Source organism: Streptacidiphilus sp. PAMC 29251 (assembly GCF_054208735.2).
The window spans coordinates 5,238,487-5,259,741 of record NZ_CM135725.2; the positions used below are offsets into that span (position 1 = coordinate 5,238,487).

At 69.3% G+C, this 21,255-nt stretch carries 14 protein-coding genes and 2 pseudogenes; 8 read left to right on the forward strand and 8 right to left on the reverse strand.

The genetic code is table 11. The features are described from left to right. Positions 1-18: 18 nt before the first annotated feature. Genes ACXKR8_RS24705 through ACXKR8_RS24720 form a run of 4 tightly spaced genes read right to left on the reverse strand, consistent with a single transcriptional unit; the run spans position 19 to position 3,610 of the window. Positions 19-516, reverse strand: coding sequence for a flavin reductase family protein (locus ACXKR8_RS24705; RefSeq protein ID WP_458266761.1), 498 nt, complete (start codon positions 514-516; stop codon positions 19-21). Positions 517-531: 15 nt separating this feature from the next. After that, positions 532-858 (reverse strand): DUF4387 domain-containing protein, encoded by a 327-nt coding sequence (locus tag ACXKR8_RS24710; RefSeq protein WP_458266762.1) that lies wholly within the window; start codon positions 856-858, stop codon positions 532-534. Continuing rightward, positions 855-2,231 carry an acyclic terpene utilization AtuA family protein gene (locus tag ACXKR8_RS24715; protein WP_458266763.1) on the reverse strand — a complete coding sequence of 459 codons (1,377 nt, stop codon included), beginning with the start codon at positions 2,229-2,231 and terminating at the stop codon, positions 855-857. The genes ACXKR8_RS24710 and ACXKR8_RS24715 overlap by 4 nt, the downstream gene beginning before the upstream one ends. Continuing rightward, positions 2,228-3,610 (reverse strand): LLM class flavin-dependent oxidoreductase, encoded by a 1,383-nt coding sequence (locus ACXKR8_RS24720; RefSeq protein ID WP_458266764.1) that lies wholly within the window; start codon positions 3,608-3,610, stop codon positions 2,228-2,230. Before ACXKR8_RS24720 ends, ACXKR8_RS24715 begins: the two co-directional genes overlap by 4 nt. Before the next feature lie 148 nt (positions 3,611-3,758). Between ACXKR8_RS24720 and ACXKR8_RS24725 the strand changes: the two genes are divergently transcribed. Continuing rightward, complete coding sequence (locus tag ACXKR8_RS24725; protein ID WP_458266765.1) at positions 3,759-4,610, forward strand: IclR family transcriptional regulator; 852 nt, start codon at positions 3,759-3,761, stop codon at positions 4,608-4,610. Between the two features lie 279 nt (positions 4,611-4,889). Here the strand turns inward: ACXKR8_RS24725 and ACXKR8_RS24730 are convergent, their stop codons facing one another. Next, positions 4,890-5,777, reverse strand: a complete 888-nt coding sequence (locus ACXKR8_RS24730; protein WP_458266766.1) for a LysR substrate-binding domain-containing protein — start codon at positions 5,775-5,777, stop codon at positions 4,890-4,892. An 81-nt stretch (positions 5,778-5,858) separates the two neighbouring features. On the opposite strand from ACXKR8_RS24730, the gene ACXKR8_RS24735 reads away from it, so the two are divergent. Together ACXKR8_RS24735 and ACXKR8_RS24740 are read left to right on the forward strand one after the other, a co-directional pair. Next, positions 5,859-6,446 carry a nuclear transport factor 2 family protein gene (locus ACXKR8_RS24735; RefSeq protein ID WP_458266767.1) on the forward strand — a complete coding sequence of 196 codons (588 nt, stop codon included), beginning with the start codon at positions 5,859-5,861 and terminating at the stop codon, positions 6,444-6,446. Then, positions 6,443-7,471 (forward strand): amidohydrolase family protein, encoded by a 1,029-nt coding sequence (locus tag ACXKR8_RS24740; RefSeq protein ID WP_458266768.1) that lies wholly within the window; start codon positions 6,443-6,445, stop codon positions 7,469-7,471. Before ACXKR8_RS24735 ends, ACXKR8_RS24740 begins: the two co-directional genes overlap by 4 nt. A gap of 79 nt (positions 7,472-7,550) precedes the next feature. Here ACXKR8_RS24740 and ACXKR8_RS24745 read toward each other — a convergent pair whose 3' ends face one another. From ACXKR8_RS24745 to ACXKR8_RS24755, 3 genes and pseudogenes are all read right to left on the reverse strand, one after another. Next, positions 7,551-8,354, reverse strand: coding sequence for a ricin-type beta-trefoil lectin domain protein (locus ACXKR8_RS24745; protein ID WP_458275077.1), 804 nt, complete (start codon positions 8,352-8,354; stop codon positions 7,551-7,553). A gap of 39 nt (positions 8,355-8,393) precedes the next feature. Next, a pseudogene (locus tag ACXKR8_RS24750) lies at positions 8,394-10,736 on the reverse strand (AbfB domain-containing protein); the annotation flags it as partial. Positions 10,737-11,039: 303 nt separating this feature from the next. Beyond that, on the reverse strand, positions 11,040-13,793 hold the full coding sequence (locus ACXKR8_RS24755) for a ricin-type beta-trefoil lectin domain protein (protein WP_458266769.1): 2,754 nt from the start codon (positions 13,791-13,793) through the stop codon (positions 11,040-11,042). 870 nt (positions 13,794-14,663) lie between these two features. Here ACXKR8_RS24755 and ACXKR8_RS24760 point away from each other — a divergent pair. The 5 genes and pseudogenes from ACXKR8_RS24760 to ACXKR8_RS24780 all read left to right on the forward strand — a co-directional run bounded on the left by ACXKR8_RS24760 (position 14,664) and on the right by ACXKR8_RS24780 (position 20,942). Next, complete coding sequence (locus tag ACXKR8_RS24760) at positions 14,664-15,776, forward strand: ricin-type beta-trefoil lectin domain protein (RefSeq protein ID WP_458275078.1); 1,113 nt, start codon at positions 14,664-14,666, stop codon at positions 15,774-15,776. Positions 15,777-15,906: 130 nt separating this feature from the next. Further along, a pseudogene (locus ACXKR8_RS24765) lies at positions 15,907-17,334 on the forward strand (RICIN domain-containing protein); the annotation flags it as partial. A gap of 163 nt (positions 17,335-17,497) precedes the next feature. Next, positions 17,498-17,860 (forward strand): ricin-type beta-trefoil lectin domain protein, encoded by a 363-nt coding sequence (locus ACXKR8_RS24770; RefSeq protein ID WP_462100698.1) that lies wholly within the window; start codon positions 17,498-17,500, stop codon positions 17,858-17,860. Positions 17,861-18,070: 210 nt separating this feature from the next. Continuing rightward, positions 18,071-20,113, forward strand: coding sequence for a ricin-type beta-trefoil lectin domain protein (locus ACXKR8_RS24775; protein WP_458266771.1), 2,043 nt, complete (start codon positions 18,071-18,073; stop codon positions 20,111-20,113). 172 nt (positions 20,114-20,285) lie between these two features. Beyond that, positions 20,286-20,942 carry a TetR/AcrR family transcriptional regulator gene (locus ACXKR8_RS24780; RefSeq protein ID WP_458266772.1) on the forward strand — a complete coding sequence of 219 codons (657 nt, stop codon included), beginning with the start codon at positions 20,286-20,288 and terminating at the stop codon, positions 20,940-20,942. The last annotated feature ends 313 nt before the right edge of the window (positions 20,943-21,255 follow it).

Below are 21,255 nucleotides of genomic sequence, written 5' to 3' on the forward strand. Positions count from 1 at the left end.
GGGATCGTGCGGGGGGTGTCAGCAGGGTTGCAGGCGGCGGAAGCGGCTGGCGTGGAAGACCAGGGGTTCGCGGTCGGGCTGCGCGGACAAGGCGTGGATGCGCAGGAGAACGATCTGGTGGTCGCCTGCGGGCATCGCGTCTTCGATGGTGCAGTCCATCCACAGCACCGCGTCGCCCAGGAGCACCGCGCCGTGGTCGGTGGCGTGCCAGTCGATGTCGGCGAAGCGGTCCTGGGTGCGGGCGGCCAGGGCCCGGCAGGTCTCGTTCTGGTCGTCGGCCAGGACGCTCACGCCCAGGCGCGGCAGGTGGCGCAGGCGCGGCCAGGTGGTGGAGGTGTGCGCCATGGCCACCGAGATCAGCGGCGGGTCCAGGGAGACGGTGGTCAGGGAACTGGCGGTGATGCCGCGCGGGGTGCCGCTCTCGTCCAGGGCGCAGAGCGCGGTGACGCCCTGGGGGATGCACGCGAACGCGGCGCGCAGGGCGGCAGGCTCGGCCGGAGTGGGGATCAGGTCCATCGGGGGTTCTCCGTTTCATACGGGGATGGGCAGGTCCAGCAGGGGGGCGTGCTGCTGGGCGCCGAAGGTGTCGCGTTCGCCCACCCCGCCCTGGTCGCCCTGGCGGATCAGGGTGAACTTGAAGGCCAGGGCGGGTTCGAAGAACGCGAAGTAGGTGATCTGCGTGTCATCGACTTGGTAGAGGGCGGCGATGCCCTCGCGGGTGAGTGCACGGCTGTCCCGGACGTGGGCGTACACGGCGGGGTCGGTGAACATGACGTCGAAGGTGATCTCGTAGGGACCGGCGTTCTTGCTGCGGATGACCTGCGCGAGGTCTTTCAGCGGCCGGGTGGGAGTGCTCATGCGCGGCCGACCTCCTGGAAGGTGAGGGGGAACAGGTCGTCCAGTCCGGTGGCGTCCATGACGTGGTAGACCGTGAACGTGGAGACTGGGCCGATGGGGGTGTCCATGGGGTTCAGCGGCAGGGCCAGGTTCCCGGCGGTGGCCAACTGCCCGGGGTAGGGGGCGTGCAGCACCGCGACACGGGCCGTCGTGGCGATGGCCTTGGCCGCCTCGGGGGTGGGGGCGGTGACGGTGCCAAGGACGCCGACCTCGTGCGGCACCCGGGTGCAGGGTTCCAGGGCGCCCATGACCGCGTCGCGGCCGTAGACCTGGAAGTGCAGGCGGGCCGTGCCGTCGGCCAGCTGCGGGTGCAGACTTCCGGTGTACTGGCGGACCAGGTCCAGCAGGTGGTCCAGTTGGCCGATCAGGATCGGGTCGCGGACCCCGCCGATGAACGCCGCGCGGTGCCCGGCCACGGCCGCGCCCTCCAGTTTGATGCTGGCCGCCCTGTCGTGGTGCACGCTGCCGGTGACACGTACCGTGCGCTCATCGACGGGGATGTAGGTGCAGGCGGTGACGTCCAGGACGCCGTCGGGGCCCGGCAGCAGGTCCGGGCGGGCCTTCTCGTACAGGGTGTGGGCGGCCACCGACAGCGGGGTGCAGGCCTGCTTCGGGCTCATCGGGGTCAATTCAAAGGCGTCTGCCCAGTAGGTGGCCAGTACGCCGCCGCCCTTGGGCTCGGCGCACGCGCCGCCGCATTCCAGGATCTTCCCGGCGTGCCAGGCGATGCCGGACTGAACTCCACGGCTGATCGCCCAGGCTGCGTGCGGGGCCGGGTCGTAGGCGCGACCGGCGACGACGACGTCGAACGGCTCACTTCCCTCGATGAGCATGGTGAAGGGGGCTGCGCCCATCTGCCCCACCAGGTGCGCGGTGCCTTCGATGTCGGCCGGCGTCGGCAGCTCCCCGCGGACGTTCGCCGCGATCCTGCCCTCTGCGAGTCGCTGGGTCGCGGTGGCGGGGTCGATGTCGGCGTAGACGGTGGCCACGCGCAGGGTGAAGCCCTCCTCTGTGGCGATCTTCGCGATCAGGGCGGTGAGGTGGTCGACCTGGGCGCGGGTGCCCGCGCCGCCGGCGGAGCCGATGAACAGTGGGATGCCGTGCCGCTTGACGGCCTGCAGCATCGGGCGCAGGTCGCGCAGGTAGGACTCGTCGGAGACCAGGGTGGTGCCCAGGGCCAGGAGGTAGGGGCCGGGGTCGGTGGAGCCGGAGTCCACCACGATGGCGTCCACCCCGCGCTCCACCGCTTCCCAGAAGTCGGGTTCGGGGTAGCCGTAGCCGAGCATTCCGGTGGGGGTCAGGATCCGCGTCAGCACCGGAGCTGTGGCGCTCATGAGGCCACCGCCGCGGTGTTTGCCGCGTTCTGTCGAGCGGTGAGGGCGACCGGGGGGAGGGCGAGGTTCTCGCGCAGGGTGCTGCCGGTGTACTCGTGCTTGACCAGGCCGCGGCGCTGCAGTTCGGGGACGACCAGGCGGGCGAAGTCCTCGTAGGAGCCGGGCAGGCTGCCCGCGGCGAGCACGAAGCCGTCGCAGCAGGCACCGAACCAGTCCTCCATCTGGTCGGCGACCTGCTCGGGGGTGCCGATGAACATCCCGGCCTCGTCCAGGGTGCCGCGGCGCGAGTAGTGGACGAAGTCGCGCACCGACGGGTTGGGTTTGCCGCTGGCCTTCAGCACCCCGTCGCGCAAGCCCTGCCAGGACATGCGCGCCAGGTCCTCGTCGGAGAACGGGGCGTCCAGGTCGCGGCCGGAGAAGTCGACGTTCAACCCCTCGCACAGCAGCGCCAGCCCGTCCTCCTCCCGCGCCAGTCCGCGCAGCAGCGCCTCCTTGAGCTTGACCTGCTCGGGGGTCTCGGCGACGATCACGCCCACCGCCGGGGTGACCTTGACCTGGTCGGGGTCGCGGCCGGCGTCGGCGACGGCCTGCTTGATGTTCCGGTAGACCGCGATGCCCGCGTCGCGGTTCTTGAACGCGGTGAACACCACCTCCGCCCACCGGCCCGCGAACGCCAGACCGCGTCCGCTCATCCCGGCCTGCAGCAGCACCGGGTGGCCCTGCGGTGAGCGCGGAACGGTGAACGTCCCCTCGACCTGGAAGTACTTGCCCCGGTAGCGGGTGGGGTGGACCTTGGCCGGGTCCGCGAAGCGCCCCGACTCCTTGTCCAGGATCAGGGCGTCCTGTTCCCAGGAGGTCCACATCCGGGTGACCACGTCCAGGAACTCGTCCGCCCGGTCGTAGCGCTCGTCGTGGCCCAGGTGCGCGGTGCGGCCGAAGTTCGCCGCCTCCGTGTCGTTGAGGGAGGTGACGATGTTCCATGCCACGCGGCCGCCGCTCATCTGGTCCAGGGTGGCGAACAGTCGTGCGACGTGGAACGGCTCGTAGTACGTGGTGGAGTAGGTGGCGCCCAGACCCAGGTGGGTGGTGGCCATGGCCATGGCCATCAGCACCGCGGTCGGGTCCATCTTCACCGCCCGGATGCCGTGCTCCACGGCCAGGTCCGAGGAGCGGCCGTAGATCTCCGGCATTGCCAGGCGGTCGTCGAAGAACGCCATGTCGAAGCGGGCGTCCTCCAGGGTGCGGGCGATGCGCTGGTAGTAGCCCGCGGTCAGGAAGTCCGGGGTGGAGGCAGGGTGGCGCCAGGAGCCGACGTAGTTGGAGCAGTTCTGGGCCTGCAGGAACGCGATCAGGGCCATCTGGCGGGTGGGGGAGGACATGGGGCGGCTGCCTTCACTGGGGGGTGGGCCACGAGGCTCCGCGTTCCGCAACGAGGGCCTTCGTTGACATCTGCCACCACAACAGTCGACCGTTGAAGACACCTCCCGCAATCAGAGTTGCAGGATATGAAACTTAGGAGCGGAACTCGTGACCCCAGACCCGGCAGCCGGAACCAATGACGCGGGTGCCAGTGCCGACGGCCCGGTGCGGGCCGTCTACGTGCTGGAAGTCCTGGCCGGCATGCGGCAGCCCGCCTCCCTGCCCGACATCACCACCCGCACCGGCCTGCCGCGCACCAAGGCCTACCGCGCCCTACGGGCCCTGCAGGACATGGGCTATGTCGACCACCTGGGCCGGCACGGCTACCGGATCGGCAGCCGCGCCATCAGCCTCGCCGTCCTGATCGGACCCCGCCCCGCCCTGATTCAGCGCACCCGCCCGGTCCTGACCCGCCTGGCGGAGACCACCCGCGAGACCGCCACCCTGCACCTGCGCTCCGGCAGCCACCGCGTCCTGGTCCTGGGCGCCGAACCCTCCAACTGGGACCTGCGCCACGTCGTGCGCCCCGGCGAACGCGCCCCCCTGACCACCGGATGCACCGGTACCGTCATCCTGGCGCACCTGCCCCCCACCGAAGCCCAGGCCATCCTCACCAGTCGGCCCGCCCGCGAACAACCCACTGCGCAGGTGCTGGAGCGGATCCGCACCGACGGCTACGCCATCTCCCGCAACACCAACCACTCCGGAGTGGCCGGAATCGCCGCCCCGCTCCTGGACCCCGACGACGGCTACCCCCTGGGCTCCCTGGCCATCGCCGGACCCGACCACCGCCTGCCCGACCCCGCCCTCCAACGCATGGCCGGCCCCCTGGCCGCAGCCGCCCGCGAACTCGCCCCCCAACTCGCCGCGCTCCTGGGCCGCCACGCCTCCATCCGCCAAGACGCCCTCGACGTCACCATCCATGACTTCCTCAACACCCCACCGCCAGAGCCACAGTAGAGCTCGCATCCCGAGCTGCAGCGGTCACAGGCTGCGCTACGGCAACGCCCTCAATCTCACCCGGTTCCTATGGCTGCGCCCGTCCACGAGGGAGGGGAATCTGTTGCTCATTGGGAAGGCTCCTGGGGCAGGACGCGCACGCGAGCGGCAAGCGACGCAACGCCGAGGCCGTACGCCCCGAGGAGGCGGCCGCCGGGCATCGGTAGTGAAATGGTTGGCCGGGGCGACCAGACTGCGCAGCGTCGCGGAGTGCGGCGCATAGCGTCGCGCGCCCCCCGGTCAGGTCTGCGACGCCGTCGCGCAGCAGTGCACGAATGCGCGCACGGGGCCTGACAGTTCGTCGGGCCTGCTGATGAGCATGATGTCGAGTCCGGTGCCCGCGCCGCGCAGGGGGAGATAGGTGATGTCCGGAAGCGCGATGAGGCCGGTGACGGTAGGCACGATGGCCACGCCCACCCCGGCGGAGGCGAGGGCGAGCACGCCGAGCGTGCCGGTCACCAGGGTCACGCGGACGTGGTGCTCACCGGAGGCCGTCCCGAGTCTGGCGAGGACGCTCTCGTCGTCCTGGTCGGCTGCGAACACCACGAGACGCTCGTTCGCGAGATCGGCCATGGTGACCGACTGCGCGCGGGCCAGCACGTGGTCGTGCCGTACAGCGATCGACAGCGCGCTTTCCGCGCGCCGGACCAGGGCCAGGTCACCCACGTCGTCAAGGCCGACATCGGGGCTGTAGCCGATGTCCAGGGTTCCCTCCCGGATCGCGTGGACCTGCGCGGCCGGCGGCAGCTCGACCAAGGAGAGCTCCACCTCGGGTCGGGCCAGGTGGAAGCGGCGCAAGTCCCCCGCCAGGACTCCCTCCAGCACGGCGACGCCGGAAAACCCGACCCGCACGGCTCCGATCTCGCCGCGGACGGACTTCCGGGCGACGTCCAGTGCGCGATCGGCCTGGGCCAGCGCGCGGCGTGCCTCGAGCAGCAGTAGCTCCCCGGCCTCGGTCAGCTCCACCCGGCGGCTGGTCCGTACGAAGACCGGGCCGCCCACCTCGCGCTCCAGCCCCTGCACCTGCGCACTGAGCGTGGACTGCGTGACATGCAGCCTCCTCGCGGCCCGCCCGAAGTGCCGCTCCTCGGCAACCGCCACGAAGTACCGCAGATGGCGCAGCTCCATGACCACTCCATTCGGTCCAACCGATCGATTGATCGTATCAATGAGTTGGACCGATCGGCATGCGGGGCAGACAGTGGAGGCATGGAACCGACGCTGCAGGACCGCCAGGACATCGCCGACCTCATGACAGGGTGGATTCACCGCGACCTGGGTGAGTGGGACCGGCTCCGTGAGCTGTTCCATGCGGACGGGCAGATCGAGATCACCTGGTTCGAGGGGCCGGCCTCGGACTTCGTCGACGCCTCCGCCACGATGGGTGCCTCCGACTTCCGCACCAAGCACCTCATCACCTCCCCCGTGGTCGCCTTCAGCGCCGAGGGCACCCGCGCGGTCAGCGAGACCAACGCCGTCATCATCGGCGAGAACATGCGCCTGGGCCTGGGCTGCAACGGACACAACCGCTTCATCGACCGCCTGGAGAAGCGCGAGGGGGTGTGGCGCATCGTGGACCGCAAGAGCGTGTACGACTTCGGCTCCTTCACCTTCCCGGCAGGAGTGGTGGAGATCGACCGCGAGAAGGCAGCCGCCTACCCGCGCGAGTACGCGGCACTGGCATACCTGCTGGACCTGAGCGGGTTCCCGGTCCAGCGCGTCTTCGCGACCAGGGGCAGCGAACTGGAGCAGATCATCAAGCGGTCCGCCCACAACTGGCTGCACGACCAGGCATGAGCGGCAGCAGCACCGAGGAAGGGACCACCACGAAGCTGATTACCATCGAGGAGCACACACTCGACAACGCGGTCGCCCGGGCGGGCGCCACGCGCTCGGCCGAGGTGAGCCCTCATTTCGGCGAGGCCTACGCGCCGGATGGCGGCCTGCCCTACAGTCCGACCGCGCAGGTGCTGGAAGACCTCGACGAGGGCCGGATCGCGGACATGGACGCGCACGGCATCGACATGCAGGTGCTGTCCAACCTCACCACGCAGTACCTGCCCCGCGAGGTGGCACCCGAGCTGGTCCGCGGCGTCAACGACCGGCTCGCCGCGGCCTGTACGCGCCACCCCGACCGGTTCGCCGCCTTCGCCTCGGTGCCCACCACCGCACCCGAGCACGCCCCGGCCGAGCTCCGGCGCGCGGTGCAGGAACTGGGGCATGTCGGCGCGCTGATCCACGGTCGTACGGACGACGAGTTCCTGTCGGCCAAGCGGTTCGACCCGGTCCTGCGCACGGCCGCCGAACTCAGGGTGCCGATCTATCTCCACCCCGCCCCGCCCACCCGCGGCACCAGCGCCGCCAACTACGAGGCCGGGCTCTCCCCCGTGGTCGCGACCCGGTTCGCGACCGCCGGATGGGGATGGCACAACGAGTCGGGCATCCACTTCCTGCACCTGGTCCTCAGCGGTGCCCTGGACCGCTACCCCGACCTGCATTTCATCCTCGGGCACTGGGGCGAGATGGTCCCCTGGTTCCTCGACCGCCTCGACGAAGCCCTGCCCCCCAAAGCCACCGGCCTGGAGCGGACCATCGGCGACTACGTGCGCCAGAACACCTACTTCACCCCCAGCGGCATGTTCACCGAAGCCCACCTGCGCTTTTGCACCGACGTCCTGGGCACCGACCGCATGATCTACTCGGTGGACTACCCCTTCGTCGGGAACGACGGCGCACGGCAGTTTCTGGAGAACTGCGACCTGTCAGCCGACGCCAAGCTCGACATCGCCCACCGAAACGCCGAACGGCTACTCGGGGTGTGAACGGAAGGGACATCTTGTTCATGCACATGCCGTGTGTGGTGCCGCTCCACTGCGGAGCGGCACCACAGGACGGCTCGGGCTACCGGCCGGACGCGGTGGCGGAAGGTGCGGCTGCGCCGGGCTGCGACCAGTGCTGGCCGGAGCTGCCGTTGCAGTCCCACAGGTCGAGCACCGCGCCGTTGTTGGAGGTGCTGCCCGGATCGTCCAGGCACCGGCCGGAGACCGGGTTGCGGTACCCGGCGTTGTAGGGCACCCACTGCTGGTTGGGGGTGCCGGTGCAGTCCGAGAGCTGGATCCTGGTGTTGTTGGCGGTGGCGGAGCCAGCGGTTTCCAGGCATTTGCCCAGGGCGCGGACCGTGCGGTCGGTGTAGGTGGACCAGGTCTGGTTGGTGCCGGTGTTGCAGTCCCACAGGTCTGCTGCGGTGCCGTTGGCGGTGTTGCCGCCGGTCACGTCGGCGCATTTGCCCGCGATCGCGGACCGGATCGCGCCGGTGGCGCCGGGCGCGGGGGTGACCCCGGGCAGTGACCACACCTGGGCGACGGTGCCGTTGCAGTCCCACAGCTCCGTTTGGGTGCCGTTGGCGCTGCTCGCTTTCGGGTCGTCCAGGCAGCGGTTGGAGATCGGGTTGCGGTAGGCGCCGTTGTAGGGCTGCCATTGCTGGTTGGTGCCGCCGTTGCAGTCCCACAGCTCCAGCAGGGTGCCGTTGGCGGTGGCGCCGCCGGTGGCGTCCAGGCATTTGCCCAGCGCGCGCAGTGACCCGTCGGAGTAGGCGGTCCAGGTCTGCGCGGCGGTGCCGTTGCAGTCGTAGAGCGCGGCCGGGGTGCCGTTGGCGGTGTTGGCGCCGGTCACGTCGAGGCACTTGCCGGCCAGGCCGGACTTCACCGCGCCGGTCCTTCCGGCCAGGGGCGCCGGGGTGCCGGTGGCGAGTGGGGCGGTGATGTTCCAGGTGGTGTCGGCCGTGTACCCGCCTGCGTTGTCCTGGGCGGCGGGCGAGGTGCCGCCGCCCTCCTGGCTGAGCCATACCTGGCCGCCGCTGTTGCGCAGGAACTTGCCGGGCTGGGCCCAGGACAGCAGCGAGAGTCCGCTGCCGGTGTTGCCCAGGGCGGGGCAGAAGGTGGCGTCTGCCGCGAAGGTCGAGGTGCCGTCGCCTGCGGCCTTGCCGACCCTGGAGTTGGTCTGGTGCAGGTAGTCGCCGGGGTAGTTGAAGGACTCGAAGGAGTAGCAGGCGCTGTTGGCCAGGCCTGCCCGGACGATGAAGGTGGCGTCCTGCTTGTCGAGGTCGGAGGTGATGGTCGAGGTGACGGCCAGTCCGCTCTGGTGGCGCAGATAGTGGTCGGTGGCCGCTGCGACCTGGAGGGACACGGCTGTGTTCAGCGGCAGGCCCACTCGCCGCGCGCCGAGGTTCTTGGATGCGGCGATCAGTTCTTGGTTGGCGCCGCGCACCGCGTTGGCGTCGACCTTGACGACCTGGCGGTCGTAGGTCATGAAGCCGTTGCTCTCGTTCTCGACGTCGGTGGGCTCGGTGTAGACGGCGGCGTTCAGGCCGCGGGTGACCATCAGGTTCTCCAGCGCCTTGGTCTGGCCAAGGAACCGGTTGGTCAGCTCGGACGAGCTGGTCTGCATCTCGTAGGCGAAGCCGCTGCCCGGATGGTACTCATGGCCCGAGACGATCAGGCCCAAGCCGCCGTACTCGCCCAGCACGTTGGCCCGGGCGTTCGGCGCCGGGGAGTCGGGGCCGGGATAGGTGTGGTAGTCGAGCACGTCGCCGTTGCCCCCGTCGGTGCCGCAGCAGTTCACGCCGCTCATGTTTTCCACCAGCCGGCTGGGGTCCCAGCTCTTGACCAGGGCGGCCACGCTCGCCGGGTCGTAGTAGCCCATGTCCTCGTTCTCGTCGACCCACATGACGATCGCCGGGGAGCTGAGGTGCTGGTCGACCATTGCGTGGAACTCGTTCTCCCACTGTGTAGCGGCCGCCGCGTCCGGGCTCTTGGCCATGGCCGGCATGTCCTGCCATACCAGCATGCCGAGCTTGTCCGCCCAGTAGTACCAGCGCTGGGGTTCGACCTTGATGTGCTTGCGGATCAGGTTGAAGCCCCAGTTCTTCTGCTGCGCGATGTCGGACTTCAGGGCGTCGTCGGTGGGCGCGGTGTAGATGCCGTCGGGCCAGAAGCCCTGGTCCAGCATGCCGCTCTGGAACAGGAAGCTGCCGTTGAGGACGATGCGCGGCACACCGTCGACCGTCGTGACGGCAATGGAGCGCATCCCGAAGTAGCCGCCGACACCGTCACCGCCGCCCGCACCGGTCAGCGTTACTTTGATGTCGTACAGGAAGGGGTCGTCCGGGCTCCACAGGTGCGCGTTGGGCACCGGTACCCGGATGGTGGCGTCGATGCTGCCGGTGGCCGTGCCGACCACGGCGCCGCCGTTCGGCAGGGATGCGGTCACCTGCACGCTCTGGCCGCTGGTGCCGGCCCCGCGTACGACGACGTTCAGCGCCGCGCCGGGGACGTCGGGGGTCATGTCCAGGCGGGTGATGTGCGCGGGCGCGACCGGCTCCAGCCATACCGTCTGCCAGATCCCGGACGAGGCGGTGTACATGATCCCGCCGGGGCTGGTGCGCTGCTTGCCCACCGCGCCGCTGCCCGCGTCGGTGGGGTCGTACACCCCGACGATGATCTCGTTGGAACCGCTGTGCAGGTAGGAGGTGATGTCGAAGGAGAACGCGTCGTAGCCGCCGGTGTGCGCTCCGACTTGGGTCCCGTTGATCCATACCGTGGCCTGCTGGTCGACCGCGCCGAAGTTGAGCATGGTGTGCCGCCCGTTCCAGGCCGCCGGGACGGTGAAGGTGCGCCGGTACCACATCCGGTCCTGGTGGCGTGCGATGCCGGACAGGGCCGACTCGATCGGATAGGGCACGTTGATGCGCTCGCCCAGCGTCTGGTTGACGGGTGGAGCCTGCCCGGCGGTCGCGTTGGCGAACTGCCACTCGCCGTTCAGGCTCTGCCAGTCGGTGCGGGTCATCTGCGGACGCGGGTACTCCGGCAGCGGGTTGGCGATCGCGGCGGTTGCCGCGGCGGTCCACGGCGTGGTCATCGGCGCGGGCTTGGGAGCCACCGCCGGCGCGTCCTTCAAAGTCGGTGCATCCGCAGGCTGCGCGACCGGGGCGGCCGCAGTATCTCCGCGCTGCACCGGCGCGGTCACCGCTGCCTTCGGGGACGCCGCACGTGCGGCACTGGAGGACTGCGCCTGGGCTGGCGCCGCCAGTAACAGGGAGGGTGCCACTGCGGCCAGCAGAGCCACGGTCAGCGCACCAGCACCTGTCCGCACAGCTCGCCGTCGGCCCTGCAAGTGGAATCGTCGGTGGAACACCAGGGATCGTCCTTTCAGACATGGTTCTTCAACAGGCCAGCTGCCCTGCGCAGGGTGGACCGGTGCGGCCAACTGGTCGGTGAGTCGTCCGGCTTTCGCGCTGTCGAGGAGGCGGGGCACCGCAGGGGATCCCTGCTGGGGCCGCCAGAGACTGAACGCTGGCGGCCCCGGCAGGCAGAGGAACGAGATGGTGGTGGCTTACATCCGCTGCCACTGCTGGTTGGCTGCTCCGGTGCAGGTCCAGATGTCCAGTGCGGTGTTGTCGGCGGTGCCGTGGGCGACGGCGTCCAGGCATTTGCCGGAGCCGACGTTGATCACGCTGCCGTCGGCGCGGACCCGCCACTGCTGGTTGGCACCACCGTTGCAGTCATAGATCTCGACCGGGCTGCCGTCCGCTGTGGCGCTGCCGGTGACCTCCAGGCACTTGTTGTCGTAGACGGTCAGCAGGTTGTTCGCGGTGGACGTCCAGGTCTGGTTCCCGGCGCCGTTGCAGTCCCACAGGGCCGGCTGGGCGCCGTTGGCCTGGCTGCCGGCGGGCACGTCCACGCAGCGGCCCGACTCCTGGCCTTTCAGGGGGCCGGACTGGGCGCCGCGAATCCAGGCCTGGTTGGTTCCGCCGTTGCAGGTCCAGATCTCCAGCAGGGTGTTCAGTGTCGTACCGGCGGCGTCGAGGCACTTGCCGGAGGCGGAGTTGACCACCGTGCCGTTGCTGTTCAGTGTCCACTGCTGGGCGGGGGTGTTGTTGCAGTCGTAGATCTGCACGGCGGTGCCGTCCGCTGTGCCGGCGGCCCGCACGTCCAGGCACTTCGCGCCGCCGTAGACGGTGAGCTGACCGGTGGGCGACAGCGTCCAGGCCTGGTTGGTCTGGCCGTTGCAGTCCCACAGGGCGACCTGGGTGCTGTTGGCCTGGGTGGCGCCCGGCACGTCCGTGCACAGGCCCGACCCGGAGCCCTTGAGGATGCCGGCGCGGTAGCCCGGCGGGTTCGCGGTGACCGACAGATTGTCGAACTGGTCGGTCTGGTAGCCCACGACGCCGACGCCGACCTGGCCTGCGGGGTAGGTGCTGTCGTTGACGGCGCCCAGGGCGCTGCCGTCGACGGTGGCGGTGATGCGGTCCCCGGAGAACCCCAGGGCCAGGGTGTGCCAGGCGTTGGTGCCCAGCGCGGTGCGGGTGCCCGAGGCCAGCGTGGTCAGCGTGCCGGCGGTGGAGCTGCGGACGATCGACCAGGCGCCGGTGTCGCTGACGCGCAGTTCGTAGGCGGCCTGGTGGCTCTGCGGGCGGTTCTGCGGGCCGGCGCGTCCCAGCAGTTCGACGGTGCCGGCCTGCCGCAGGTTCACGTCGGACTGGACCGTGTAGTCGCTCCAGGTGGTGTCGCCCATCAGGGAGAAGGCGTCCGAGTCGTCCTGCCATTCGATGGGCTTGACCGGTGCCATCTGCTGCAGGCACTGCCCGGAGCGGCCCGAGCACGGCTGGGCCTCGAAAGCGCCCTGCATGTCGGAGAAGTACGCCGCCTCGGCACCGCTGGCCGTGTTCTCGAAGGTGTCGCTGTACGGCAGTGCCAGCCCATGGGCGGCAGGACCGGTGGCGGTGCCCTTGCCCTGCCCGGTGGTGGTGGACACCGTGTAGATGTAGCCGGGCTGGAGCGTCAGCGAGTAGGAGCCGCCCGAGGGGGTGACGTCCTGGGTGTGGACGAAGTCGGTCGCGGCGCTGGGGGAGTTCACCCGGGTCGCCCACACGTGCGCGGTGCCGGTGGACAGGCCGCCCTGGACGTGCAGGTTCACCGTCTGTGCGGCCGTGGCGGTGGTGGTCTCCAGCACGGTGGAGTAGTCGCTGCCGTTGGGTGACTTCAGGCTCACGTAGGCGCCGTTGGACTCCGCGCCGCCCAGGTATCCGGAGGCGGAGTCGATGAACTTCCAGCCGGGCTGGGCGAACTGGGTGACCTGCGCGGTGGCCCAGGTGTCCTCCCCCACGCTGTACTGGCCCGACCACGGTGAGGGCGCGGTGATCAGTCCGACGGTGGCGTACGGCAGGTTGGGGTAGATCGACGCGATCAGTGGCCAGTTGAGGTAGGCGGTCAGTTTCGCGTCGGTGTAGCCGCGCACGATCGAGCGGATCAGCGCGGGCGCGCCGGTGTTCATGTCCTGCGAGCCGTTCTCCGAGGCCCACAGCGGCTTGCCGTTGTTCTGGGCGGTGGTGGTGCTGGAGCAGCTGGTCGCCGGTCCGCCGTCGCCCTGGCAGGGGTAGTGCGCGCCGATGACCGACACCGCGTTGTTGAACGCCGAGTTGCTGGCCATGTCGTCGGCCGTGTCCCAGCCGCTGTCGTCGGCCACGATCTGCACGCCCGAGTAGCCGGCGCTGTTCAGCGCGGAGCGCAGCTGGATGTACCAGTTTATGTCGTGGCCGCGTTCGTTCCAGCCGCCGAGGTATTTGATGTTCAGGCCGTGCTGCTTGGCGCAGCCGAGCCAGGAGACAAGGTAGTTGATGGTGTCGGTGGACCAGAAGCCGCCGTTGATCCAGCCCGGCGCGGCCCAGGCCAGACCATACAGGCCGATGTTCGGATTGCGCTTGACCGCCTGCTCGCCGAGCCAGAACTCGTAGCCCGCATTGCAGTTGACGACTCCGCGGCTGTGCTCGATGGAGGGCTCGGAGCCGTCGGTGGAGTTCGCGTCACCGCCGATCTCCAGCTTCAGCAGCTGCAGGTTCGCCCCGTAGCCGGGCTTGAACAGGTAGTCCAGGATCTGCGACTGCTGCGCGGCCGGGTAGTCCCGCAGCAGACGCGAGTTGCCGCCGCCGCCGCTGATCGCACCGATCCCGTCGAACGTCCGGCCGCCCTGCGAACCGTCGACCGTGATGGACGACGTCGCCGCCTGCGCCGGGGCACTGCTGATCGCCAGGACTGTGGCGAGCAGCGCCAGCACCCACAACGGGGCCAGCCACCTGAATCTGGTCATCATGACACCTTCCAGTCGGGGACTGGCATAGTGTGTGGTCGTGTTGAGTTGAGGGTCAAGACTCCTGCAAATAATGACAGAATCAAACGGTCGACCTCGTGATGTCTATGGCTATTCACAAGGCACCCCGGATCCGGACGCCTCGATCCGCACACCTCCCCCGTACCGGCCGACTCCCTGTCGGCAAGCCGGACCGCCCGCGCGCGAGGCGCAGCCCGCCCCCATGGACACTTGGCAGCGTCAGAAGGAATCTCCTGAATCAGGGGGAGCTCTGGCACCACACCCACGTGCTCGACCTCCCTGCCCTCCACCATGGGGGATGACCCTGGGTTCATCCGGCTGCGGACAGCGGCTCCCACCAGCTGCACCCATCGAGCGTATCCGTCGCACCCCAGCATGGGAACGCCCAGGTTCCTACATGTCCAGTCCACCCGCCTCGGATTTCGTTGGATCCTGTGCGCAATGTTTGTCCGTGCTATTGACATGGCGCACGCAAGGGGCCTTTGCTGGCAAGCGTTCAGCAGCGTCGGCCGCGGCACCACCACTGCCCGGCCAGGGGACCTGAGCCGAGAAGCGCACGCATCACCCTGCGCGCCGCAGCCCGGCCCACGGGGTCCTTGGCCGCCTATGCGAACTGCGCCGGATGGCCCGTCCGCCAGTCCGTGCGATCCAGACAACGTTGTCCAGAATCCCCGGCTACACGTCCTGCGGCCTGCGCGTGGCCGCACGACGGCTACCCCGCGGGATTCGAGGCAGTGATGTCAGGACGCGCTCCGCGATGGAAACCCGGTCTCCGCCCACGAGTCGGCGCAGCTCTTCGTGCACCCCGCCCTCCCCCACCCGTGAGGAATGCCGATGAAGACCCACGTGATGAAGAAATGTGCGGCACCTTTAGTCGCCGCCACCCTGGCAGCAGTCGGACTCGGCGCTGCTGTGCCCGCTGCCGCCTTGAGCCCTGCGGCCGCGCAGCCTGCCTCTCTGCGGCTGATGCCGCTGGGCGACTCGATCACCTGGGGCGTTGGCAGCCCGTCGGGCAACAGCTACCGCGGCTTCCTGTGGAACGAACTGGCCGCCGAGGGCCATACGTTGGACTTCGTGGGCTCGGGGCGCAACGGCCCGATGTCCGACCCGGACAACGAAGGCCACTCCGGATGGCGGATCGACCAGATCGCCGGTATCGCCGACTCGGTGCTGGCGACCTTCCGGCCCAACGTCGTCACCCTGGAGATCGGCACCAACGACCTCAACGGCAACTACCAGCCCACCACGGCCACCGACCGCCTCTCGGCGCTGATCGACCAGATCACCCGCGACGCCCCCGACGCGACCGTCCTGGTGGGCACCCTGATCGTGTCCACCGCCACCACCGAGGAGCAGTACCGGGCGGACTTCAACGCCAAGCTCCCCGCCATCATCGCGGCGAAGCAGGCAGCCGGCCAGCACGTGCGCCTGGTGGACATGGGCGCACTGAACGCCTCGGACCTGTCCGACGCCCTGCACCCCAAGGACAGCGGCTTCAGCAAGATGGCCGACGCCTTCAACGCCGGTATCCAGAGCGCCGACGCGGCCGGCTGGATCAAGGCCCCCTCGGCCCTGGCGGCACCGGTGCAGTCCGGGATCTCCGGCAAGTGCCTGGACGTGAACACCGGCAGCAGCGCCAACGGCACGAAGGTACAGATCTGGGGCTGCAACAGCACCCCCGCCCAAGCGTGGTCCGCCTCCGGCGACGGCACGCTGCGCGCCCTGGGCAAGTGCCTGGACGCCACCGCAGGCGGCACGGCCAACGGCACCCCGGTCGAGCTCTGGGACTGCAACGGCGGCGCCAACCAGGTCTGGCAGCCCTACAACGGCGGCTACCGCAACCCGGTCTCCGGCCGCTGCCTCGACGACCCGGCCTCCTCCACCACCGACGGCACCCAGCTGGCACTGTGGGACTGCAACGGCGGCGCCAACCAGCGGTGGACCGCAGCACCGCAGTCCTGACCCGGCCCCGACCCGGCCAACGCACCCGCGCCCCGCTCCGGGGGGCGAGGCGCGACGACGACTAGGCCATCGCCGGGTGACGGGGCGGGACCACTTCCCCCATGAACGCCAACAGAACGGCTCACCGATCATGAAACGACCGGCCTTCCTCGTCGCGACGGGTGCCGCTCTGGCGCTCGCCGCCACCAGCTTCCTGGTCAGCCCGACCGCCCACGCCGACACCGCGCTGCCCTCGCCCGACAGCGTCTTCGCCAGCTGGAACGACAACTTCCTGGTGACCGGCGGCAGCACCGGCACCTACTACACCGACCAGCTCAAGAGCAAAGGCACCGAACGGGCGGGCACCTGGATCGGCGCGCTGGACATCGCGGTCGCCGACGACGTGTACCTGCGCACCCGCGCGCCCTCGGACCGGCAGCGGGTCAGCGACCTGGTCAGCACCTTCCTGAACAAGGAGGGGACCAACTGGACCTCGTGGGACGGCTGGAACGACGACGTCGCGTGGATGATCACCGCCACCCTCGAAGGCTACAAGGCAACCGGCAACACCAGCTGGCTGAACACCGCGGCCGACCAGTGGAACAAGACCTACAACCGCGGCTGGACCGGTGACGGCGGCGGCGGGATCTGGGAGAACGACACCGACTACAGCAAATGCGCGCTGAGCAACGACCCCATGGTCAGCACCGCGGTGGGCCTGTACGAGATCACCGGCGACGGCGGATACCTGACCAAGGCCGAGCAGATCTACTCCTGGATGCGCGGCCACGTCGTCAACGCCTCCAGCGGCGTCGTCAACGAGTGCATCGCCTTCCCCAACGGCAAGAGCGGATCCACCACCCTTCAGGCCTCCGACAACGCCTACAACGCCGGAACGTGGATCAAGGCGGCCGACGACCTGTACCGGGTCACCGGGAACACCTCCTATCGGGACGACGCCCAGCGCACCGCCGACCACTTCCTCAACAACGTGCCCGTCGTGGCGAACAACGGCACCCGCGGCAGCTCCTACCAGTACTGGCTGTTCAAGGGCATTAGTGAGTTCTGCACCGACGCGAACCTGTGCAGCCGCTACAGCACCTACGTGAACGCCAACGCCGCCCAGGCCTGGAGCATGCGCAACAGCGCCAACCTCACCTGGAACGACTGGACCAGGCCTACCAACGACGCCAACCCCGACGCGTTCGAGATGAACGGCATGGTCGGCCTCTTCCAGGTCCTGCCGACCACCGCCGCCTCCCCCTTCTCGGGCGACTACCAGATCAAGAGCGCCACCAGCGGCCTTACCCTGGCGGCGCAGAACAGCTCCACCGCCAACTCCGCCCCCATCGTGCAGGGGACGGACACCACCGACGGCAGCGCGTCCTGGTCCCTCGTCCCCCAGAGCAACGGCTACTACGAGATCAAGAACACCCGCAGCGGCCAGGTCCTCAACGTCAGCGCCGCGTCCGGGAAGCCCGGCGCTCTGGTCGTGCAGTGGCCGGCCGGCAGCATCACGCAGGGCAACGACCAGTGGAAGCCGGTCCGCAACGCCGACGGGACCTGGTCCTTCTACAACCGCAACAGCCAGTTTCGCCCTGGACGACCCGGCCGGGAGCACCGCATCCGGCACCCAGTACGAGCAGTGGAACCCTACCGACGGCAGCAACCAGCGGTTCACCCTGACCTCACGCTCCACCGGCACCGGACCGTCGGGCAGCACCGGCCCCGTGCGGTCGGGCGTGGCGGGCAAGTGCCTGGACCTGACCGGGGGCAACGCCGCCAACGGCACCAAGGCCGAGCTGTGGTCCTGCAACAGCGGCACCAACCAGTCCTGGTCACTCGCGCAGGACAACACCCTACGCATCTCCGGCAAGTGCCTGGACGCCACCGCGGGCGGTACGGCCAACGGCACCCTGCTGGAGGTCTGGGACTGCAACGGCGGCGGCAACCAGGTCTGGCAGCCCTTCAACGGCGGCTACCGCAACCCCGCCTCCGGCCGCTGCATCGACGACCCCGGCGCCACCACCACCGACGGCACCCAGGTGGAACTGTTCGACTGCAACGGAACCGCCGCGCAGGTGTGGTCAGCCCCGGGCGCATGACAGGCGAGAGAAGCCGCTGCCCTAAACGGCCGGACGATCCGCGCACCGCCGACGGCGGCGCCAACCAGACGCCGAGCCGGGTCCAACCGCCCGCTCGACGGCCAGCACATCCGCTCCTGCCGTCCGACACCAGTCGAAACGAGGTGCCGACGACCCCCGGCACCTGGAGCCTCGACCCCAGACGGGCAACGTTTCGAAGGAGAAGTGCACATGATCAGACGTCACTACCCGCGATCACCCCTGATGCCAGACGACCTCAGTCATGCCGATGAGGACGGTGGCCGCCCCCAGCCGTTCGGCGTCCCGCAGCGGCGCTCACGCCTGCTGGTCGGCCTGGGCGCACTGGCGCTGGTGGCAGTCGGTGCATCCGGCGTAGGACCTTCCGGAGCGACCGCGTCGGCCGCCACCGGCGCCCCTCGCCCGACCCTGACCTTCGCCAAAGGGACCACCCAGTCCACGCTGGGTGCGGCGTACACCAAGGCACTGGCCAATCTGCTGGACACCAACACCATCAGCTACGATCCTTCGGTCTACAACTCCTCCGGTCTGATGACCAACAACCCGCAGACGTTCATCCGGGCCGGCGGCGGTTACAGCCAGCCCTGGACACGGGACGCGGCGGTCAACTCCTGGAACGCCGCGAGTCTGCTGGAGCCCAAGCAGGCCGCGAACACGCTGTGGGCGGCGGTGGTCAAGCAGTCCAACGGTCAGCTCATCGTCCAGCAGGACAACGAGCAGTGGGACCAGGTCGTCTGGGCGATTGGCGCCTGGAACCACTACCTGGTGACCGGTGACCAGAGCTTCCTGACCAACGCCTACCAGGCGACGGTCAACACCTTGAACACCCGCAAGAGCCAGAACTACAACTCCTCCTACGGTCTGTTCCAAGGGCCGGCGTTCTTCAACGACGGCATCGCCGGGTACCCGGCCCCGCCGGCCGACGCCACCGAGAGCCACGGCGGCTACGTCGGGGACTACCCCGCAACGTCCACGATGATGACGCTCAGTACCAACGCGGTGTACTACCAGGCCTACCGCAGCGCCGCCCTGATGGCCTCGGCCCTGGGCAAGTCCACCAGCGAGGTCGGCGCCCTCAACACCCAGGCCGATAGCCTGAAGACCGCGATCAACCAGCGGCTGTGGAACCCGGGCAAGGGCTTGTACGGCTACTTCGTCCACGGCAACGACAGCATGTCCGGCCAGCTCGACCCCACCGAGGAGGGCACCGGCCTGTCCTTCGCCATCCTCTTCGGCATCGCCAGCCCCAGCCAGGCCCAGTCCATCCTGCAGAACGCCCACATCCAGCCCAACGGTATCGTCGACACCTACCCGAACTACGCCCGCTACAGTGACAGCCAGCCCGGCCGCCACAACGTCGTCGTCTGGCCCATGGTCGAAGGCTACTGGGCCGATGCCGCCGCCCAGTCCGGCAACCAGCCGCGCTTCGCCAACGAGGTACAGAACCTCGCCCGGCTCGCCAACAACAGCGGCCAGTTCGCCGAGATCTACAACGCCCAGACCGGCGCCGTCGACGGCGGCTGGCAGACCGGCGGCCACTGGGGAGCCGCCCCCGACCAGACCTGGTCCGCCACCGCCTACCTGCGAATGATCGACACCGACCTGTTCGGCCTGAACTTCACCACCAGCGGCATCACCTTCAAGCCCACCCTGCCGACCGGCTGGGGCGACGCCACCCTCTCCGGCATCCAGTACCGCGCAGCGACCCTCAGCATCGCGCTGCACGGCGCAGGCAACCAGATCAGCTCGTTCAAAATCGACGGCACAGCGACGTCCTCCTACTCCGTGCCCACGTCGCTGACCGGCTCCCACACAGTGGACGTCACCATGACCGGGGGCCAGCCCACCCCGGCCACCGGCACCATCCTGTCCGACGTCAACAGCAACAAGTGCATCGACTACAGCAACGGCTCCAGCACGAACGGCACGCACGTCCAGATGTGGGACTGCGCCAGCACCCCCGACCAGATCTGGACCCGCCAGACGGACGGCACGATCCGCATCAACGGCGCCTGCCTGGACGTCACCGGCGGCAACACCGCCGACGGCACCCTGGTGCAGCTCTACACCTGCAACGGCACCGGCGCCCAGCAATGGACCCTCTCCAACGGCACCCTGGTCAACCCAGCCTCCGGCAAGTGCCTGGACGACCCCGGCGGCAACACCGCCAACGGCACCCAACTGCTGATCTGGACCTGCAACAACGGCGACAACCAGCACTGGGCAATCCCCTGAACCAGGCGCAGCACCCGCCAGTGGACCGGACCGAGAAATCCGGGCCGGACGCTCACACCGTGCGGCTGGCCCGGGGGCACCACCCCCGCAGTGGCACACCGGGCCACCTGCCGCGAAAGTCATGGACACAGCCCGGCACCAGGGGCTCAGCGCCTGGGCATAAGATGCAGCCGTGGACGCACCCACCCCTACCGCCCCCGCGCATGCTTCGCAGGCCACCTCCACGCACGGCACCTACCTCGGCCGGACCCGGGATGAACGCGTGGCGGACCGACGAGGGCGCCTCATGCAGGCGGCATTCGAACTGTTCGCGACACATTCCTACGAAGATGTCACCGTGGCCGATGTCTGCGCTCACGCCAAAGTGGCCAAACGCTACTTCTACGAGCACTTCACCGACCGAAGCACCCTGCTCCTCTCAGTGCAGAAGGAGCGCAACGACTGGCTGCTTGCCGGCCTCGAAGCCGCCGCCCCCCGGCAGCCCACCACCCTCCAGGCACTCCTGAGCCCGATGATGGCCGCGCTGACCACTATGCTCGCCGCCGACCCCCGCTCGGCCCGCATCATCTACCTCAGCGCCCCGCAGATGGAACTGCACCGCCGCAACGTTATACGCCAGGACGCCAAGCGCTTCAGCACCTTCATCACCACAGCCCTGCAACAGCACCCCCACGACCTGCTCCAGTACCACCGTGCGGTCCTCGCGCTGACGGCAGGCCTCTCAGAGGTGATCATCGAATGGCTGGACGAAGACATGCCCGACGACGCCCCCACCCTCGCCGGCCATCTGACCGGCACCGCGACGGCACTGCTCGCACCCTGCTTCTAGACCTTCGTCACCCGTACGGCGTTCTTGGCGAATCACCCAGCCCAGGACGACGCCGTACCAGCCACCGACGACGTGATCGACGGAATCCGGCGCCTGGCAGCCGCGCCCCCATGACGTGGTCCCGACACCAACGGGACCCCGCAGCACGGAGGAAGGGCCCGCACGGCAGACGGCCGTCGGCCGGACCGCCCGCTGCACCGTGCCGGGCCAGACCCCGGCGCCCGTGGGGGGTGGACGCCGGGGCTGCGGCACAAACCGCTCCCACGCCGGGCCGCCGACGGGACACCTCGACTTTCTTGCCCGCATCCGCGGG

What these genes read in the sequence shown, in the direction of transcription:
- ACXKR8_RS24705 (WP_458266761.1), bottom strand. Translation starts at nt 516, where the DNA reads ATGGACCTGATCCCCACTCCGGCCGAGCCTGCCGCCCTGCGCGCCGCG.
- ACXKR8_RS24710 (WP_458266762.1), bottom strand. Translation starts at nt 858, where the DNA reads ATGAGCACTCCCACCCGGCCGCTGAAAGACCTCGCGCAGGTCATCCGC.
- ACXKR8_RS24715 (WP_458266763.1), bottom strand. Translation starts at nt 2,231, where the DNA reads ATGAGCGCCACAGCTCCGGTGCTGACGCGGATCCTGACCCCCACCGGA.
- ACXKR8_RS24720 (WP_458266764.1), bottom strand. Translation starts at nt 3,610, where the DNA reads ATGTCCTCCCCCACCCGCCAGATGGCCCTGATCGCGTTCCTGCAGGCC.
- ACXKR8_RS24730 (WP_458266766.1), bottom strand. Translation starts at nt 5,777, where the DNA reads ATGGAGCTGCGCCATCTGCGGTACTTCGTGGCGGTTGCCGAGGAGCGG.
- ACXKR8_RS24735 (WP_458266767.1), top strand. Translation starts at nt 5,859, where the DNA reads ATGGAACCGACGCTGCAGGACCGCCAGGACATCGCCGACCTCATGACA.
- ACXKR8_RS24740 (WP_458266768.1), top strand. Translation starts at nt 6,443, where the DNA reads ATGAGCGGCAGCAGCACCGAGGAAGGGACCACCACGAAGCTGATTACC.
- ACXKR8_RS24755 (WP_458266769.1), bottom strand. Translation starts at nt 13,793, where the DNA reads ATGACCAGATTCAGGTGGCTGGCCCCGTTGTGGGTGCTGGCGCTGCTC.
- ACXKR8_RS24760 (WP_458275078.1), top strand. Translation starts at nt 14,664, where the DNA reads ATGAAGAAATGTGCGGCACCTTTAGTCGCCGCCACCCTGGCAGCAGTC.
- ACXKR8_RS24775 (WP_458266771.1), top strand. Translation starts at nt 18,071, where the DNA reads ATGATCAGACGTCACTACCCGCGATCACCCCTGATGCCAGACGACCTC.